Origin of the sequence: Hyphomicrobium sp., assembly GCF_035548195.1 — a bacterium.
In the GTDB taxonomy this organism is placed as follows: domain Bacteria; phylum Pseudomonadota; class Alphaproteobacteria; order Rhizobiales; family Hyphomicrobiaceae; genus Hyphomicrobium_B.
In genome coordinates, this window is sequence record NZ_DASZTY010000017.1 from 182,785 (window position 1) to 199,522 (window position 16,738).

The 16,738-nt window shown below is 58.4% G+C and carries 18 protein-coding genes; 9 read left to right on the forward strand and 9 right to left on the reverse strand.

Annotation, left to right across the window (positions count from 1 at the left end):
- Positions 1 to 163 precede the first annotated feature (163 nt).
- The 4 genes from VHB22_RS05400 to VHB22_RS05415 form a co-directional block, all read right to left on the reverse strand.
- The gene (locus VHB22_RS05400; RefSeq protein WP_325455936.1) at positions 164 to 1,219 is read right to left on the reverse strand and encodes an NUDIX hydrolase; all 1,056 of its coding nucleotides are present in this window, start codon (positions 1,217 to 1,219) and stop codon (positions 164 to 166) included.
- A gap of 109 nt (positions 1,220 to 1,328) precedes the next feature.
- Positions 1,329 to 1,934: an HD family hydrolase gene (locus tag VHB22_RS05405; RefSeq protein ID WP_325455937.1), complete on the reverse strand. Its 606-nt coding sequence runs from the start codon at positions 1,932 to 1,934 to the stop codon at positions 1,329 to 1,331.
- Entirely contained in the window at positions 1,931 to 2,542 is a 612-nt protein-coding gene (locus VHB22_RS05410) for a DNA-3-methyladenine glycosylase I (RefSeq protein ID WP_325455938.1), read from the reverse strand. Before VHB22_RS05410 ends, VHB22_RS05405 begins: the two co-directional genes overlap by 4 nt.
- Positions 2,539 to 3,435 carry a folate-binding protein gene (locus VHB22_RS05415; RefSeq protein ID WP_325455939.1) on the reverse strand — a complete coding sequence of 299 codons (897 nt, stop codon included), beginning with the start codon at positions 3,433 to 3,435 and terminating at the stop codon, positions 2,539 to 2,541. The genes VHB22_RS05410 and VHB22_RS05415 overlap by 4 nt, the downstream gene beginning before the upstream one ends.
- 78 nt (positions 3,436 to 3,513) lie before the next feature.
- Between VHB22_RS05415 and VHB22_RS05420 the strand changes: the two genes are divergently transcribed.
- The gene (locus tag VHB22_RS05420; RefSeq protein WP_325455940.1) at positions 3,514 to 4,848 is read left to right on the forward strand and encodes a dihydroorotase; all 1,335 of its coding nucleotides are present in this window, start codon (positions 3,514 to 3,516) and stop codon (positions 4,846 to 4,848) included.
- A gap of 29 nt (positions 4,849 to 4,877) precedes the next feature.
- Here the strand turns inward: VHB22_RS05420 and VHB22_RS05425 are convergent, their stop codons facing one another.
- Both VHB22_RS05425 and VHB22_RS05430 read right to left on the reverse strand, forming a co-directional pair.
- Positions 4,878 to 5,633: a L,D-transpeptidase gene (locus VHB22_RS05425; protein ID WP_325455941.1), complete on the reverse strand. Its 756-nt coding sequence runs from the start codon at positions 5,631 to 5,633 to the stop codon at positions 4,878 to 4,880.
- A gap of 125 nt (positions 5,634 to 5,758) precedes the next feature.
- Positions 5,759 to 6,265: a hypothetical protein gene (locus VHB22_RS05430; RefSeq protein ID WP_325455942.1), complete on the reverse strand. Its 507-nt coding sequence runs from the start codon at positions 6,263 to 6,265 to the stop codon at positions 5,759 to 5,761.
- 201 nt (positions 6,266 to 6,466) lie between these two features.
- Here VHB22_RS05430 and VHB22_RS05435 point away from each other — a divergent pair, with 201 nt between their 5' ends.
- Positions 6,467 to 7,129, forward strand: coding sequence for a LysE family translocator (locus VHB22_RS05435; RefSeq protein WP_325455943.1), 663 nt, complete (start codon positions 6,467 to 6,469; stop codon positions 7,127 to 7,129).
- 20 nt (positions 7,130 to 7,149) lie between these two features.
- On the opposite strand, the gene VHB22_RS05440 is transcribed toward VHB22_RS05435, so the two are convergent.
- Together VHB22_RS05440 and VHB22_RS05445 are read right to left on the reverse strand one after the other, a co-directional pair.
- Positions 7,150 to 7,395 (reverse strand): hypothetical protein, encoded by a 246-nt coding sequence (locus VHB22_RS05440; RefSeq protein ID WP_015597431.1) that lies wholly within the window; start codon positions 7,393 to 7,395, stop codon positions 7,150 to 7,152.
- A gap of 136 nt (positions 7,396 to 7,531) precedes the next feature.
- A complete protein-coding gene (locus tag VHB22_RS05445; RefSeq protein WP_325455944.1) occupies positions 7,532 to 7,924 on the reverse strand; it encodes a TIGR02301 family protein in 393 nt (130 codons plus the stop codon).
- Between the two features lie 120 nt (positions 7,925 to 8,044).
- Here VHB22_RS05445 and VHB22_RS05450 point away from each other — a divergent pair, with 120 nt between their 5' ends.
- The 4 genes from VHB22_RS05450 to VHB22_RS05465 all read left to right on the forward strand — a co-directional run bounded on the left by VHB22_RS05450 (position 8,045) and on the right by VHB22_RS05465 (position 12,166).
- On the forward strand, positions 8,045 to 8,725 hold the full coding sequence (locus tag VHB22_RS05450) for an SOS response-associated peptidase (RefSeq protein ID WP_325455945.1): 681 nt from the start codon (positions 8,045 to 8,047) through the stop codon (positions 8,723 to 8,725).
- Between the two features lie 191 nt (positions 8,726 to 8,916).
- On the forward strand, positions 8,917 to 10,626 hold the full coding sequence (locus tag VHB22_RS05455) for a Clp protease (protein WP_325455946.1): 1,710 nt from the start codon (positions 8,917 to 8,919) through the stop codon (positions 10,624 to 10,626).
- A 124-nt stretch (positions 10,627 to 10,750) separates the two neighbouring features.
- Positions 10,751 to 11,863 (forward strand): acyltransferase, encoded by a 1,113-nt coding sequence (locus tag VHB22_RS05460; RefSeq protein WP_325455947.1) that lies wholly within the window; start codon positions 10,751 to 10,753, stop codon positions 11,861 to 11,863.
- 117 nt (positions 11,864 to 11,980) lie between these two features.
- A complete protein-coding gene (locus VHB22_RS05465) occupies positions 11,981 to 12,166 on the forward strand; it encodes a hypothetical protein (RefSeq protein ID WP_325455948.1) in 186 nt (61 codons plus the stop codon).
- A gap of 11 nt (positions 12,167 to 12,177) precedes the next feature.
- Here VHB22_RS05465 and VHB22_RS05470 read toward each other — a convergent pair whose 3' ends face one another.
- The gene (locus VHB22_RS05470) at positions 12,178 to 13,140 is read right to left on the reverse strand and encodes an L-threonylcarbamoyladenylate synthase (RefSeq protein ID WP_325455949.1); all 963 of its coding nucleotides are present in this window, start codon (positions 13,138 to 13,140) and stop codon (positions 12,178 to 12,180) included.
- Between the two features lie 78 nt (positions 13,141 to 13,218).
- Between VHB22_RS05470 and VHB22_RS05475 the strand changes: the two genes are divergently transcribed.
- The 3 genes from VHB22_RS05475 (at position 13,219) to VHB22_RS05485 (ending at position 16,711) form a co-directional block, all read left to right on the forward strand.
- Positions 13,219 to 14,988 (forward strand): acyl-CoA dehydrogenase, encoded by a 1,770-nt coding sequence (locus tag VHB22_RS05475; protein ID WP_325455950.1) that lies wholly within the window; start codon positions 13,219 to 13,221, stop codon positions 14,986 to 14,988.
- Entirely contained in the window at positions 14,985 to 15,758 is a 774-nt protein-coding gene (locus VHB22_RS05480) for a crotonase/enoyl-CoA hydratase family protein (protein WP_325455951.1), read from the forward strand. Before VHB22_RS05475 ends, VHB22_RS05480 begins: the two co-directional genes overlap by 4 nt.
- A gap of 71 nt (positions 15,759 to 15,829) precedes the next feature.
- Positions 15,830 to 16,711, forward strand: coding sequence for an NAD(P)-dependent oxidoreductase (locus VHB22_RS05485; protein ID WP_325455952.1), 882 nt, complete (start codon positions 15,830 to 15,832; stop codon positions 16,709 to 16,711).
- Positions 16,712 to 16,738: the final 27 nt, after the last annotated feature.

Below are 16,738 nucleotides of genomic sequence, written 5' to 3' on the forward strand. Positions count from 1 at the left end.
TATATGGACTACAAACAACGGCGGCACATCAGCCGTTCATCCGCATACAGAAATACTCTCCTTGAGTATTCCTGAACACGATTAACATAATAGATGCTGGAACAGATTTCCAGGGCGGCCGTTCCGGCCAGCCCTGGATAATGTGCGTCGCCTACTGTGCAGATCAGTTTCGGCTCGGCGGTGCCGAAACGCGGACGCCTGGAGCCGGACGCTCCAACAGGACCTCGCGACGAAAACGGAAGAGCTTCGCTGGGCGACCGCCTGTGCGCGTCTTCACATCTCCCGTCGGTTCGACAAGACCTGCGCCTTCGACAAGTCTGCGGAAGTTCTGCTTGTGGAGGTGCGGACCGAGAATGGCTTCCACGGTTTTCTGCAGCTCATAAAGCGTGAACTCGTCTGGCATCAATTCGAACACGACCGGACGATACTTGATCTTTGCGCGCGTTCGGCTGATTGCCGTCGCTAGAATGCGGCGATGGTCGGATTGCATCGGAAGTCCAAGCTTCGGACGATCGCTCCATTCGTGTGCGGCGTTACGGCCATCTCGTACCGCCTCGTCGACGAGGCCGGCTTCGTACAACATTTCGAAGCGTTCGAGGACCTTTTCCTCGTCCCATGCCATACCGTCGAAACCGAAGCAGATGCGGACGCGATCGGCTCGCGGAATCGGCGAGTGCATTGATTTCTGAGGCCCAGACTTCTCCGCCCAGGCTTTCAGTCTCGGTTCGATTTCCTTGGTGATAATTTCCGGTCTGCCGCGCCGCCAATCTTCCCAAGGAAAATACTGATACCAGCTCCGCCAAACGCCATCCGTCAGGCCGTGGTGCCCCACCGCCTGAGTCAAAGCGAGATAGCCGATTGAAACGACGTGAGGCTTTACGTCGTCCGGCTCGGCATGACGTCCACGATCAGCGAATGTATAGAGCTGCTCGGCATACCCGAGTTCGAGACCGGTCTGGTCATGAACCCATGCTCGTAGGCCGCTTTCAAGCGTCCGGTGCTCAACCGGATTAAATGGACCAAACGGAAGGATGTCCGTTGCACCGATACTGTCGGGTTCGCCGCGCACGACAAGCGCGACGGGTTCGTTTTCAGCTACAGCCACGATCGCCGCATTGAGGCCGATGCCGATGGAAAGAGAATGTTCCGTGTCGGCTTCGGGAGTCCGATGAGACGTATCGGGCGTCGGTTTTCTCCGGCCTGAAAGTTCCATATTCATAGTGTCTTCCCCGTGCTCCCCATGAGCCGAGCTAGTGGGGGATCGTGGCGATTTTCAGATAATCTGCACAACTAAAATACTGGCGCTATGCCGCAAAACGGCCTGAATGTCAGAAACGCGAAAGCTTTTTGAATTCGTCAAGAAACTGTTTCTGCGCTGCGTTTGTTGAAAGCGGCGTGAGCGTCCTAAGTTCCCTATCGAGCTCGTCAGGCAAAGCGGGACGGCCAAAAAAAAGATTTGCTTCCGCAGGTTCGAAGCCCGCAAGTAAAGTTGCTTCGTAATAGGCTGCAATGGTATCCGCGTGTTTAATTGACGATACGACGTGTGCGTCTATTTCGCCGATGCCGAACCGCTGATAAATGGCTGAGAGGAGCTTTTGCTCAAAAGATTTGTAGTCGAGCCCGATCGCAGCTTTGAATGGGCTGATCAAATCGCCCACAACATATTCCGGCGAATCATGCAGAAGCGCAGCGCATAGCTCCCTTGCGCTAAAGTCGGGCTCGATAGCGGCCACAATGTCGGAAACCAGCACGCTGTGTTGCGCGACCGAGAAGGCATGGTCGCCGACGGTCTGGCCGTTCCAGCGGGCGACACGTGCCAGGCCGTGGGCGATGTCTTCTATCTCGATATCCTCTGGTTTCGGCGCCAGCAGATCGAGGCGGCGTCCCGACAGCATGCGCTGCCACGCTCTCAGAGGTTTTTTCTCCGCGCTCATAAGCCCGCGATCTTCAACTTCTTCTGGAGTTTGGCGCAAGCGGCGTGGCGGAAGCACGAGACGAGATGATCGTTGACCATGCCGGTCGATTGCATAAACGCGTAGAGCGTTGTCGAGCCCACGAAGCGGAAGCCTTCCGCCTTTAGCCCTTTGCTCATCCTTTTCGAGACGTCCGTTTCTGTCGGGACGCTTTTGAAGCTCGTCACGCTGTTGATGATCGGGCGACCGTCGATAAATCCCCAGATGAACTCAGCGAATGGTATCCGTTCGCTGAGCGCGAGATACGCCTTGGCGTTCGATATGGTGGCTTCGATCTTGGCGCGGTTGCGAATGATGCCTTCGTCGTTCATCAGCCGGTTGATGTCGCGTTCTGTGAAGCGGGCAATGCGGGCCGCGTCGAAGTCGTGAAACGCTTTGCGGAAGTTTTCACGCTTTCGCAGGATCGTGATCCAGGACAGCCCAGCTTGAAAACCTTCGAGGATGAGCTTTTCAAACAGCGCGCGATCGTTCGTCATCGGCACGCCCCACTCTTCATCATGGTAGCGCGCGTACTCGGTACCGGTTGCGCCTGCCCAGGGACAGCGGTCGATTTCGTTAGCGGCGGTCATGATTGCAAAGATGACGACGGTTTCGCCGCTATTGACGTACGATAATGGGCGAGCGCTTCGGGATCGATGTCGATCTTTCTGCCGGCGACCGTCAAGTTTCGATCCTTATCCAAGGCTTCCACTGCGCGATCCAATCGCAGCATGGCGAGGGCGCGGGTGCCATCGACGGTGCCGACCCTGCCGATGGCAATATCGCCGAAACGTACGTCCGCACCTGAGACGAGTGGCCCGGTCGCGGAGATTTTGACGACGCGCTTTCTCACGACTGTTTTGTTCTGCATCCGTGCGACAACCTCCTGTCCGACGTAGCATCCTTTGGTAAAAGAGACGCCGTTGAAGAGATCGAAATCCGCCTCGTGCGGGTAGGCGTCGCCGAACTCATAATCTTTGCCGCCCTCGGGCACCCCAAGGCGAACGCGCAGCGCGTCATAATCGATGTGGGCCAGTTCCACGACTTGTTTGTCGGGTGGCGGAGGTGCTTCAGCCAACCAGCGGATACCCATCGCGGGATGGCGGGGATCGTCAAAGTGAAGGCACGTTCGGGTTTGCGTCAGGGCGGCGGCGCCGTCGTTCCAAACGGCATAGACGGCAAAGCCCGATGAAATGTCGGATATGGTAACGTCGGCGCGCAGCTTATACATCGTCAGCCGCTTGACGAGTTCGGCGGTCTTGGCCGCGGCGACATCAAGAAGAAAGCCGTCGGGTGTGCGAAGAGCAAAGAACGCGAAAAGAATTTTACCTTGTGGCGAGAGCAAGCCCGCATGCCGAGCGGTACCTTGAGCGAGCCGTTCGAGATCATTGGTAATAAGGCCCTGAAGCAGCTTTTCGCTGTCGGCGCCGCTGACTTTCACGACGCCCCGGTCGGTCAGTCGCGCGATCTTTGCGCTAGGCATTGGCTTGTCTCGATTGCAAACGGGATGGGAGTTACGTATGCGGGGTCTTAGCTGAAGGCAAGTCCGAGGAGCCCACTAATGCCTGAGACATTCGATGTCGTGATCCGTGACGCGACAGTCGTCAACCAAGACGGCGAGGGCGTTCGCGATATCGCGATTGCGAATGGGAGGATTGCAGCTATCGGCGATCTCCGGACGGCGAGGGCGTCCGAAATAATCGATGCCGGCGGTCTACACATCCTGCCGGGCGTCATCGATACGCAGGTGCACTTTCGCGAACCCGGGCTGGATCATAAGGAAGATCTGGAGACGGGTAGCCGCGCAGCTGTCGCCGGCGGCGTCACGGCCGTCTTCGAGATGCCGAACACAAAGCCGCTGACGACGAGCGAAGAAACGCTTGCGGACAAGGTGCGCCGCGCACGGCATCGGATGTTTTGTGACTTCGCGTTTTTCGTCGGCGGTACGCGCGATAATATTTCTGAAATTCCAAAGCTTGAAAAACTCGAAGCCTCTGCGGGCATCAAGGTGTTTATGGGCTCGTCGACCGGAGATCTTCTCGTCGATGAGGAAGCGGCGCTCGACAGCATCATCGCGAACATTTCGCGGCGGGCTTCATTTCATGCCGAGGATGAAGCCCGGCTCAAGGCGCGGATGCATCTGCGGCGCAAGGGCGATCCGTCTTCGCATCCGGAGTGGCGCGATCCCGAGGCAGCATTGATCGCAACTAAAAGGTTGGTCGGTATTGCTGAGAAGCATGGCAAACGTGTCCATGTGCTTCATATTTCGACAGCCGAGGAAATGGCGTTCCTTCGCGATCACAAGGCTTACGCGACGGTCGAAGTTACACCGCATCACCTGACGCTCGAAGGTCCAGAATGTTACGAGCGACTCGGTACTTATGTGCAAATGAATCCCCCGGTTCGGGACGCGCGCCATCGCGCCGCGATTTGGGCCGCGCTGAGAGCGGGCGTGGTCGATGTGCTCGGTTCCGATCATGCGCCGCATACGCGTGAGGAAAAGGACCACGTTTATCCCGATACGCATTCCGGCATGACGGGTGTGCAAACGCTTGTGCCAATCATGCTCGATCACGTGAACGCGGGCCGGCTATCGCTGCAGCGCTTCGTCGATCTGATGAGCCACGGACCGCAGCGGTTGTTTGGTATTCGGAACAAGGGCCGTATCGCCGTCGGCTATGATGCCGACTTGACGATCGTCGATTTGAAACGGCAGGAGACGATTTCGAACGACTGGATCGAAAGCCGGTGCGGATGGACGCCTTACGACGGCGTGAAGGTCACAGGATGGCCGGTTGGAACGTATGTTCGGGGCAGCAAAGTGATGTGGGAAGGAGAAATCAACGGGCCAGCACGTGGCGAGCCCGTTGGTTTCCTAGAAGGCTTCGCGCGCTGACCGGATGCCAACGCACGAAGCTTGGGATCTCAGCCTTCGTCGCCAGCTTTCGCCATACGCGATCCGGCGGGTAAGCGCTTCAGGACGTAGACGGTCGTTCCGATCCCAGCCATGCTCGCGAGATGTGTGACGTTACCGTTGGTCATGCGGATGCAGCCGGATGAAGAAGCCGTGCCAATTGACTTCACGTCGTTCGTCCCGTGGATGCGATAAAGCGTATTGCCGAGGTAGAGCGCCATCGCACCGAGCGGATTGCGGATGCCGCCGCTCATGCGTACAGGGAGTCCCGGCTTGCGGGCGCGCATCTCCGCCGGCGGATACCAATCAGGCCAAGCCACCTTGCGGGAGACTTTCTCGACGCCCGACCATGCAAAACCCTGCTTACCGACAGCGATGGGGTATCTGTAAGCTGTCGAGGGCGAGAGGACATAATACAGATGGCGTCCTGCGGTATCGATAACGATCGATCCTGTCCCGTAGCTGTTGTGGAATGTCACTCTGGGCGGAGCGATGGCAGCGATATGCGGCTTGCCGCCACCCGTCAGCGTTCCGGATGCACGAGCGGACGAACTGTCGCTGTCATCGTCGGGCCTGGCATTCTGTGGGCGACCCCAGTCCCAGCCCATTCCGAACAGCTGCGTCGGTGCCGGGTCAGCATGGTGGCTGCGCCGCAATTTCTTGGGCGGGACGTATCCGTATGTCTCTTCGAATGGATGGAAGGCTTGTGCCGGTGCGGCGATGGCGCAGCTCAAAATGACGGCAGCCAGGATACTCATACACTTCATCACGCTCATCCTCGCTCTTCATTTCGTTTGAGAAGGCCCGCAATAAAGCAAAGGCTCGCGTCGAGGCACCCCTCTGCGGCAATTCGCAGTCATCGGATTGTTGCGACCTGACGTTGCAATCCGGCTCATTCGATGCGTTTGAACATCAGCCAGTTGCCATCGGCGGTGATCGCAAGACACCACCACATCCAGCGCTTTTTCTCATGCATCTCAGCGGCCTTGGCTGGAGTTACAAGTCGGTAGAGGTCAACTTCTTCGGCCGGGGTGAGTTTGTCCAGCGGACGTGTCGCAAGATATGGCCAGATATAGACCGTATTGTTCTCTATGTCGCTTCCGAGCGGCTGAGTCGCGGCAGGGAGCGTGAGCAGGTTCAGGAGTATCGCAAGAATTTCGCGACCGTTATTGTCCGATGATTGGGCTTTAAGGGCCTTAATCGGATCCATTTTATCCGACATGCCGAAGTCGGGTTGCGTAACGCTCATGTCCAGCGCGTTTTTCAACTCGTCCATGTTGCCGGAACGGGCGGCGACGAGTATGGCGTTGCGAAGATCGGCCACATGTTGCGGCAGCCGCGGCGCGTGAGCACTTTCGTCGGCAGCAGGTTGCAAAACGTGGACAAGTGCGATGGTCATCACTACGAGTAGAAGGCGAAGGGGTGTTCGGATAAGCGGTATCTTTTGGTGCCGTCGGCGTTGCCGGAGCATCGTTGCTCTGCCTGCGCTTGAAAAAATATTCCGCATAGCCGCCGGACCGTTACGCGTTGGAGATTGAAGCCGCGCAGTCCAGAAGCAGCCTGCGCTAATTGCAGATTTGACCCGAGCACGCCCGCCTTGATGGATTATATCCCGAACCCACTTATCATTCCTGTCGGCATCATCGTAGGTATTCTGATTGCGGCGCCGGTCGGGCCGGTCAATGTGCTGTGCATTCAACGCGCGATCGAGCGGGGCTTTTGGGGCGGCGTCGCTGCCGGCATTGGATCGGTCATGGGCGATGCCCTGATTGCCCTGTGCGCCGGTCTCGGTGTCGGAACGGTGTTGGGCGCCGTCCACACTCATCGCGCCATCATTCAGGTGCTCGGTGGACTCGCGCTGATTGCATTCGGCGCGAGGCTCTATTTTAGCGCGCCACGGCTGAAAGCTGTTTCGGATGCCGATGCATCGCCGGAGCGGCTGAAGGATTTCGCCTGGGACATTCCGCAGACATTTTTTCTGACGATCACCAATCCGGGTGCGGTGCTGGGCCTCTTTGCGGTTTTCGGCGGCGTAAGCACTTTCGTCGAAGTGCACTCCACGATCGATGTCTTGCTTTTGGTAGCAGCGATCGTCAGCGGCAGCATGCTGTGGTGGATCACGCTATCGAATCTCATTGGCCGCTATCGGCATCAGATCGACTTGCGTACGCTCCACTTCGTCAATCGAATTGCAGGTGTTTTGCTGGCCGTGTTTGGGGCGGTGCTGATCGCCGAAGTGATCTGGAAGGGCGGCAGCTTTTGAGCGCGCCCGGCCGGCGTCGACTATTGGTCGCGCCGGGCGAGCGTGAACTCACCTTCCACGACGCGCTTCTCAAGACCCCGCGTAAGGTGAATCACGGCGTCTTCACCGTAAATGGCAACGAGATCCGTCAGCGCCGTAAACAAAGCGGCATAGGCCATTTGCTGTGGCTCAACGCCTGTATCCACACCTTCGTCCCACGCCGCAAGAATAAGATCGAGCGCTTTCAGCGTCGGATTTTTGGTATCGATGTCTTCGAAGCACTGCATATGCGGTCTATCCCTTGTCGCCCTAAGCGAGCGGCTCCCCGTAACGAGTTTGAACTAGCATGAGCGCGGGTGAAAGTTCCAAGCGGCTATAATTCACAGTAAACCGGCCGTTGTCGTTTGCGGTGTGCTTGTCACGTCACGGGAATGCTTTGAGCAAGCCTTCCGACAGCGTCGTGCCTTCCGACAGGAAGCGCCGGATTGCGGTCTGAGCCGACGGACTGCATGTATTATAGGTGCGGCTATAACTCCGGTACCCCTGGTTGAAGGCCCGCGTGAGCTTCGCGCGACGGAGTGCGCTCGATCCTTCGGCATTCATCAAATCGCGCATGCGGTCGCGCCAGTACTGTCCTTCATTGGCGCCGCAAAGCTCACGTAAATAATGAACGGCGCCCAAAATCTCGGAAAGTCTCAGCAGACGATCATCGTATGGTTTGGCGTCGGAGGCCGCGAAGGCAACCGATTGCGCGCATAGAGTAACCAGTACGGCAAGTGCGGCCGCTCTTTTCCACCTGCGGGCTATGATCAACACTCCGTTTTCCAAAATCGCAGCCACGGCGCTAGAGTAAAGCAGATTCTCGGCCATTCGACGGCGCACTTATCGATCCCTATCGTAGTGTCTTCGGGCGGCACCCAATGAGGCGCCCTTGTCGTGTGCTCGCGCTATAGTCTGATCGCCCGCCCCGAAGCCGTTTACCGCCTATTCGGCATTACGGACGGCCACGATTTTCCGCCGCGGTACAATATTGCGCCGTCACAGCCCGTCCTGATCGTCCGTCACGACGCCTTGCACATTCGCGAATGTGCGCTCGTACAGTGGGGGCTGGTGCCTGCGTGGGTCAAGGATCCCCGCGAATACAAGCCATTGCTAAACGCCCGATCTGAAACGATTACTGAAAAGCCGTCATTTCGTGGTCCGGTTCGTCATCGCCGATGCCTCGTTCCCGCGAGCGGGTATTATGAATGGGTCGGCGGACGCCGATCGAAGCAGCCCCACTTTATCAGGATGACGCAACATGCCCTTTTCGCGATTGCAGGCATCTGGGAAGTTTGGCTGGGCGCCGACGGAAGTGAAATCGAGACCATGGCGATCCTCACAACCGCGGCGAACTCCGACGTATCGCCAATTCACGATCGGATGCCGGTGATCATTCGTCCCCCGGATTATGATCGTTGGCTGGATTGCCGTTCCGGAAGCACGGTGGAGATTTCCGAGCTTCTGAGATGTGCCCCGGACGGGTGTATGTCGGTCGCGGCCGTCAACCCAAGGCTGAATGATCCGCGGGCGGAGGGGCCGGATCTCCATGAACCGGCCAACCCGACGCTGTTTTGAGACAGGGAAGCCCGGTTCCTTTCGATTGTATTTGGGCGTCATGGACGAATTGGTAACCATCTCCAGTCGCAAGCCGATCCGATCGTCGCTAATCTCGCTAGGTCAAGAGGTCGCCGATTTCCGCATCTATGAAGGATGTGCAAGGCGATTGTGGCTGCGCTCGTGGGGGCGCGCGGGACGGGAGACGAGCGATGGCTTATAGGGGCGAGGACCTTGATCTCAGGACTCCTCAGACTTGGACCGGCACACCGGCCGAGCTTGTCACACCAGCCGAACTTGCGGCGGGCCAAAATGGTCAACGCGGCAGCTATCGATCCGGACCAATTCTGGTCGAAGAGACGGTGCTTGCCTGTTGCAACCAGGCTTATGACATTGCTGTAGCGCATCGGGCCGCCGAGGTTCGCATCGAACATCTCCTCAACGCGATGACGCGGATCGAAGGCGCGATCGCGGTACTCGAAGCGCGAGGCATCCGTGTGTCGTCGTTGCGCCGGGATACCGCCGCTATCGTGGCAGGTGATATTCCGGCAGTCAGCGGAAATGGTGCCGTTGCGCCACGTCGCTCCGATGAGCTTGAAGATCTCTTGCGCCTTGCTTCCGGTGTTGCGGCACGGCGAAAAGCGGCGGCCGACATCGACGACGTGTTGCAAGTTCTCCTCGATCACAGGTCCGAGCTTCCTGCTTCGGACATCGTCCTGCGGTATTCGGCACGCGCGCCGCTTCGCGATTTCGGCGAGCCGCTGCCGCCGTTGACGCGTTCCGGCGGCGATGTCCGTTTCACCGCGTCGAGCGGGCTAAGGTACGTGCCGGATGCGCGGTCTTACCGGGCCGATAATCTCGGCACGCCGACGGATGCGTTGCAGAACTCGCGCATCGACGCGCTTGAACAGATGGTTCGGGCACTCAGCCAGGACTTTTCGAATGAACGCCACATCATTGCAGGACTCATTCGTGATTTGAGCCGCGACGCGCAAGCCCACCAGGGCGATCAGGATCACAGGCAGAATGTCCTTCTCGAACGTATCGGAACTTTGGAGCAGGCCATGCAGGATTCGCGCGCCGGGCCGGCCGACCAGTCGCTGGTCACCAAGCTTGAAGACATCGAGGCGGGGTTGGAACTCCGTCTACAGGAAATGTCGCAATCCTGGACCGTGCTTTCGCAGCGGTTGCAGGATCTCGAAGTTGCCGTTCGGGATCGGCCGGCGGCTAACGATGCGTCTCTCGATGAGCTTCGCGGCCTCGTCGATCTCAAGCCTCTGTCCAACCGGCTCGATGTTATCGAAGAAGCGGTTCTTGGCGCTCAGAGCAGTAACGTCGATGCTCTTGGCGAACGGTTTGACAAGCTGCATGGGGATGTCCATAGGGCGCTTGCGAGTTCGACCGACGGCGGGCGGATGGAAACGCTCGTGTCCGGATTAGAGCGCGTTAACGGCCTGGTTGAGAAACTCGACGAGCAGCACCGCTGGGTCGCCCAGGCGACGGCCGATATAGGAGACAGGCTTGGCGCTGTCGAACGGGCGCTGACCGGAGAGATAGAAACGGCCGCCGCCAAATATCAAGCGTATGCCAATGACCTCTCGGAGCTTCATGATGCGCTGATGAAGCTCAATCAGAACCAGCACACGCTCGCCGGTTCGATGGATCAGTGGCGGGCAGATGCTGCGACCGACACGGCAAACATTTTAAATCGTATCGGCGAACTGGATCGTGACACGGCGCTGCCCGCCGAGACGCTGAACGCCATCAACTCGCACATGGATACGATGAATAGGTTTATCGTCGATCGCTACCGGCGCCGCCAGGGCTTCTGGTATTGGCTATTTGGCACCGACGACTGGCTGGGCGCGAGCTGGCCGAGCCGCAAGAAGCTCGACGAAGGCGAACGCGGCGCGACGGCCTGATCGTCCGATTTCGGATGCCGCGGGAAGAGAATGGTAACGCTCGTTGATCCCGAGCGTTAACCTGTTTGGCATAGAGAGTGCTGCTGGCTTTTCGACCGGTTTCAATCCAGCACACTCGGACATCATGAAATTTGACTCACGACCCGCCGCGTTTCCTCGCCTGGCCGACGTTCTGACACCCCAGACAAACAGTTTTGGAGTGCTGCGCTTTGCAATGGCGGCAACCGTTCTTATCTCGCACAGCTATCTCTATTCGGCGGGCACGTCCGATGCCGAACCGTTGCAGTCGTGGCTCGGGCGGTCGCTCGGCGAATGTGCCGTGCAGGTATTCTTTTTCCTGAGCGGCGTCATGGTGGCGCAGAGCTTTGACCGCAGCCGAAACCTTGTCGATTTTATCGTTGCGCGGGCTCTCAGGATTTTTCCGGCGCTGATCCTTTGCGTGCTGGCGACGGCGTTCGTTCTCGGTCTGTGCGTGACAAGTCTGTCTCCTGCCGATTATCTCGCGAATTCAGGTCTATATGGCTATATAGCCAAGACACTGACGCTCTCTAGCGGGTCGGCGCCGCTGCCCGGGGTCTTTGAAACCAACGCGTATGCCGGATACGTCAATTCCTCGCTATGGACATTGAAATATGAGGTCGCATGCTACGGGGGGCTTGCGCTGATCGGTGTCGCAGGATTGTTCGAGCGCCGCTGGGGGACGTTAGCGATTGCGGCACTCGCCGTCGTGGTCGCGACGGTGTCGCTATCGTTGCCAAGTGATCCCGCCGCGTACGGCTTTGTCGAGAACTTGCGTTACTTCATCGTTTTCTTTTTCGGTGGTGTGCTCGCGTATCTTCTGCGCGAATACATCGTGATCACTGCTCTGATGTTGCTGCCGCTGGTCCTCATTTTCGTTCTTTCCGTGCGCACGCAATTTGCCGAAGTCGGGGCCATGCTCTTTCTCGGATATGCTGCGCTTTGGGCCGCGACAAAAACCTGGGGTCCGCTTCGGGGCATCTGCAACCGCTTCGACACCTCGTTCGGCATCTACATCTTCGCAGGACCCATCCAGCAGTCGCTGCTGTGGCTGGTTCCGTCGCTGGCGCCGATGGCACTGGCTGCGGTGACGTTTGTCATCGTCCTGCCACTGGCATTCATTTCCTGGATTGCCGTAGAAAAGCCGATGCTTCGCCTTCGCTCGTATGTGGTGGGTCTTTTGAACAAGCCTGGCGGGCCGATTTCGCAGCCGGGCTGATCGGCGAATCTTTCGTCTGTTTCGTTCACTAACACGCGAGATGGCGATCGAAATGTCTTGAGCGTTGGCGGTCCCCGTGCTTTCCTTAACAAAGCGTTAAGGCGTACGGGGAACGGCATGCTGCGTCGCTATCTGATCACCAACGGCATTATGACCGCGTTACTCTATGGTGCGGTCTGGGCATTCGCGCCATCTGTTTCGGGTGTGGTCCGTTCTGCGGGATCGACGATTGAAGCATTCGCGATGGATAATCCGTTATTCGCTCCGATGATCCATCGCATGGTGCTCATCAGCGATCGATAAGACTGGACCCTTCAGTCGCGCGGCGCCGCGGCTCGCTCAAGCCTGTCATTGATAGCTTCGCCCAGCCCTGCTGTCGGGATGGGTGTGACGGCAATCGTGTCCGCTCCGCTTTCATCGAGTGCGCGAAGTGCGGCAAATAAATTCGCGGCTGCTTCGATCAGGTCGCCCGACGGGCTGAGATTGATGCTCGCGCGGCATGGGTGCTTCGCAACTTTTCCGAAGCCAAGAACGGCTTCATCCGATTTCCAAGTTGTCGCGTTCAGTCGCAACTTGCTATGCGGGGCGTAGTGACTGCGCAGTTGACCCGGTGACGTCAGATGCTCGCCCTTTTCGTTGGCCCGGGCAATTTTTTCGCCAATGACTTGCTCAATCGTTTCGATGGAAACGGCGCCCGGCCGCAATAGGACGGGCGTGTCACCCACGAGGCTCAGCACGGTTGATTCAAGGCCATGAGCCGTCGGGCCACCATTGAGGATCAAAGTTGCGTTGTCACCTAGGTCGGCGGCGACGTGCTCCGCCCGTGTGGCACTGACGTGCCCCGACCGATTGGCAGACGGGGCCGCGATCGGACGATTGGCTTGCTTGAGCAGTTCTCGCGCAATCGGATGATCCGGAGCCCTGATGGCCACGGTCGGCAATCCCGCCGAGACGAGATCGCTGACGTCCGTCGTTTCAAGCCGTGGCACGACAAGGGTCAGGGGGCCGGGCCAGAAGGCTTCTGTCAACCGGCGTGCCGTTGCGGAAAACGAGCCAATAATGACGGCCTGCTCGAGCCCGGCTACGTGGACGATCAATGGATTGAAGGAGGGACGGCCCTTTGCTTCGAATATTCGCGCAACGGCTTCGCCGTTAGCCGCATCGCTTCCGAGCCCGTACACGGTTTCGGTTGGAAATGCGACGAGCGCTCCCGCGCGGATCATCTGTGCGGCTTCGGCGATCCACGCATCATTCGCAGGTACGATCCTGCCCGGCATTCCTCAATCACCCGGTTTGCTACGGCTGTTCTTCGGCATAGAGTTGATCGCGAAACGCAGCGATACCGAGATCCGTTCATGACTTATCAGGCTCCAGTAGACGACATCGTCTTCGCGCTCAAGACGGCATCAGGTCTGGACGATCTCATTTCTCGCGGGATTTGCCGCTATCTCGATACCGAGACCGTTGCGGCCGTCGTCGAGGAGGCCGGAAAATTCGGCGCCGAGGTCCTGGCGCCCCTGAATGCGTCAGGCGACCGAATGGGATCGAAACTTTCCGACACGGTTGTGACGACGCCTCATGGCTTCCGCGATGCGTACCGCCAATTTGTTGACGGCGGTTGGAGTTCCTTGCCGTGCTCAGAGAGATTTGGCGGGCAGGGACTGCCCGAGGTTGTCTCGGCCGCCGTCAGTGAAATTTGGCATGCGTCTAATGTCTCTTTCGGGCTTTGTCCGTTGCTGACGCAAGGGGCCATCCATGCGATCGAGGCGGGCGGTGACGAAGAACTCAAAGAAAAGTTCTTGCCCAAGATGGTCGCCGGGGCTTGGACCGGGACGATGAATCTGACGGAACCGCAGGCGGGCTCTGATCTTGGCGCTTTATCTACGCGAGCCGCGCGCCGGGACGATGGGACCTATCGCATCACAGGAACAAAGATTTTCATCACATACGGCGAGCACGATCTGGCGGAGAACATTGTCCACCTCGTGCTGGCTCGCCTGCCGGATGCTCCAGAAGGAACGCGCGGTATTTCGCTATTCCTGGTGCCGAAATTTCTAGTCAACGACGATGGCTCTCTTGGCGAACGCAACGACGTTGTCTGCACGGGCATTGAGCATAAGCTTGGGATCATGGCGAGCCCGACGTGCGTCATGCAGTTCGGCGAAAACGGCGGAGCCATCGGTTATCTGGTCGGAGAAGAAAATCGTGGTCTCGCGACCATGTTCGTGATGATGAATGCGGCGCGGCTTGGTGTCGGGCTGCAAGGCGTCGGTGTTGCGGAACGGGCGACGCAGCATGCGCTCGCCTATGCGAAGGAGCGGCGTCAGGGAAAAAGCCTTGCCGCAAACGGTGCTCGGGAAATGAGTCCCATCATTGAGCACCCGGACGTAAAGCGCATGCTCTTGACGATGAAAGCGCTGACCCAGGCGGCACGTATGATCTGTTTTGCCACTGCGCGCGAATTCGATATCGCTCACAAGTCCGAGGATGAGGCCGAGAGGAAAGCGGCACTTGATAAGGCTGCATTGCTGACGCCGCTCGCTAAGGCGTTCTCAACCGATATCGCCAACGAGGTCGCGTCGCTCGGTATTCAGGTCCACGGCGGCATGGGCTTCGTGGAGGAAACCGGGGCGGCTCAATATCTGAGAGACGCGCGTATTCTGCCGATCTATGAGGGCACGAACGGCATTCAGGCGATTGATCTCGTCACGCGCAAGCTGCCATTGGCCGGCGGTACGGTCATTACGTCATATTTCAAAGAGCTCGCGGGGATTATCGGCAATGTCCGTGCATCGAACCGGCCGGAGTTCGGCGTTATGGCGCAACGGTTGACCGATGCTCTGACCGGTCTTCAATCGGCCACGCTATGGATGGGACAGATGCTCCAAAGTTCGCCAGAGCAGGCGCTTGCGTCGGCGACGCCGTTTCTTCGCCTGATAAGCCTGACAGCGGGTGGAGTTTATCTCGCGAAGGGGGCGCTGTCGGAGGATGCATCATCGCCGCGGATTGCGATTGCGCGGTTCTTCGCGGAAAATCTGCTGACTGAGGCAGCTGGGCTCGCCGAGTCCGTTCAAAGTGGGTCCTCGTCGGTGCTTGTCGACGCGAGCGGCGCGGTGTTCGCATGACCACCGACGTTGAAGTTTCGCATGCCGATGGCGTTCAAGTCTTGCGATTGGTCCGGAGCGCTAAGAAGAACGCACTGACCGGACCAATGTATGCGGCCCTCTGCGATGCGATCGAGAAGGGCGACGCCGACCGCTCGGTTTCAGCGCATATCATTACGGGTTCGGATGGTATTTTCACTGCCGGGAATGACCTAGGCGATTTTCTTGGGACGGCGCGTGGGACTGGTAATCTCGGCCCGGACGTCCTCCGCTTCATTCATTTGCTGCCGACGGTCCGAAAGCCGCTGATCGCGGCGGTCGATGGGTTGGCAATCGGGATCGGCACGACGATGCTCTTTCACTGCGATCTCGTTTATGCGACGCCGGCTTCGAAATTTGCCACGCCATTTCTGGATCTGGGGGTCATTCCGGAAGCTGCATCGAGCCTGCTCATGACGCGGCGCATGGGCTACGTGAAGGCATTCGAAATGCTGGCGCTGGGTGAAACGCTTACTGCCGAGCAAGCGTGTCAAGCCGGTTTCGTCAACAAGGTGGTGCCATCCTCGCAGGCCGAGGCGGCGGCTATGGACGCAGCTCATCGGCTTGCAGCCAAGCCTCCAGAGGCATTGGCTATAACGCGACAGCTGATGCGGGGCGATCCCTCGGAAATTCTTATGCGTACGGATGCCGAGGTGATCGCATTTCGCGAGCGGTTAAAGTCGCCCGAGGCATTGGAGGCGTTTACCGCGTTCTTCGAGAAACGTGCGCCGAATTTTCGTAAACCTGTGTAGCGCGGCCTTACGTCCGGGCTGCCGGCGCGCTAGCATGCGTGCGCCGCACGTGCGCAAAAGAGAGAAGAACAATGGCGTCACTCAAGGGCAAGATCCTCTTCGTTACTGGCGCCAGCCGCGGAATTGGTTTAGCGATCGCCAAGCGCGCTGCACGGGACGGTGCCAACGTTGCAATTGCGGCTAAGAGCACCGATCCCACTCCAAAGCTCGAAGGCACGGTTTATTCTGCCGCGCAGGAGGTCGAAGCGGCAGGCGGCGCGGCTTTAGCGATTCCATGCGATATTCGGCATGAAGACGAGGTGCAGCGCGCCGTCGAACAGACTGTCGCCCGTTTTGGGGGCATCGATATCTGTGTGAATAATGCCAGCGCGATTTCGCTGACACCGATCGATAAAACCGAATTAAAACGCTTCGATCTGATGCTCGCCGTCAATACGCGCGGCACGTTTCTCGTCTCGAAGATTTGCTTGCCGTACCTCAAGAAGGCCAAGAATCCGCATATTTTGACGTTGTCGCCGCCGCTCGACATGAAGCCGCAATGGTTTTCGGGGCATGTCGCCTATTCAATCGCGAAATTCGGGATGAGCCTGTGTGTCCTTGGCCTTTCCGACGAATTGAAAGCCGACGGAATTGCGGTCAATGCGCTCTGGCCGCGGACGGCGATTGCGACAGCGGCGGTACAGAACATCTTGGGCGGAGATAAGCTGATGCGCATGAGCCGCTCGCCCGAAATCGTCGCGGATGCGGCGTATCTGATGTTTCAACAACCGGCGAAGACGTTCACGGGCAACTTTTTGATCGACGATACGTTTCTTCACACGATGGGGGGAACGACCGACTTCGAAAAATATCGTATCGATCCTTCGTTACCGTTGGCGCCGGACTTTTTCGTTCCGGCAGACAGTAAGCCGCCCCCTGGGGTTCAAATCGCGCGCTTGTCGGAGTTGGCCTGAGTGGTGCCGGTGAAAAGTCTGCGTGCA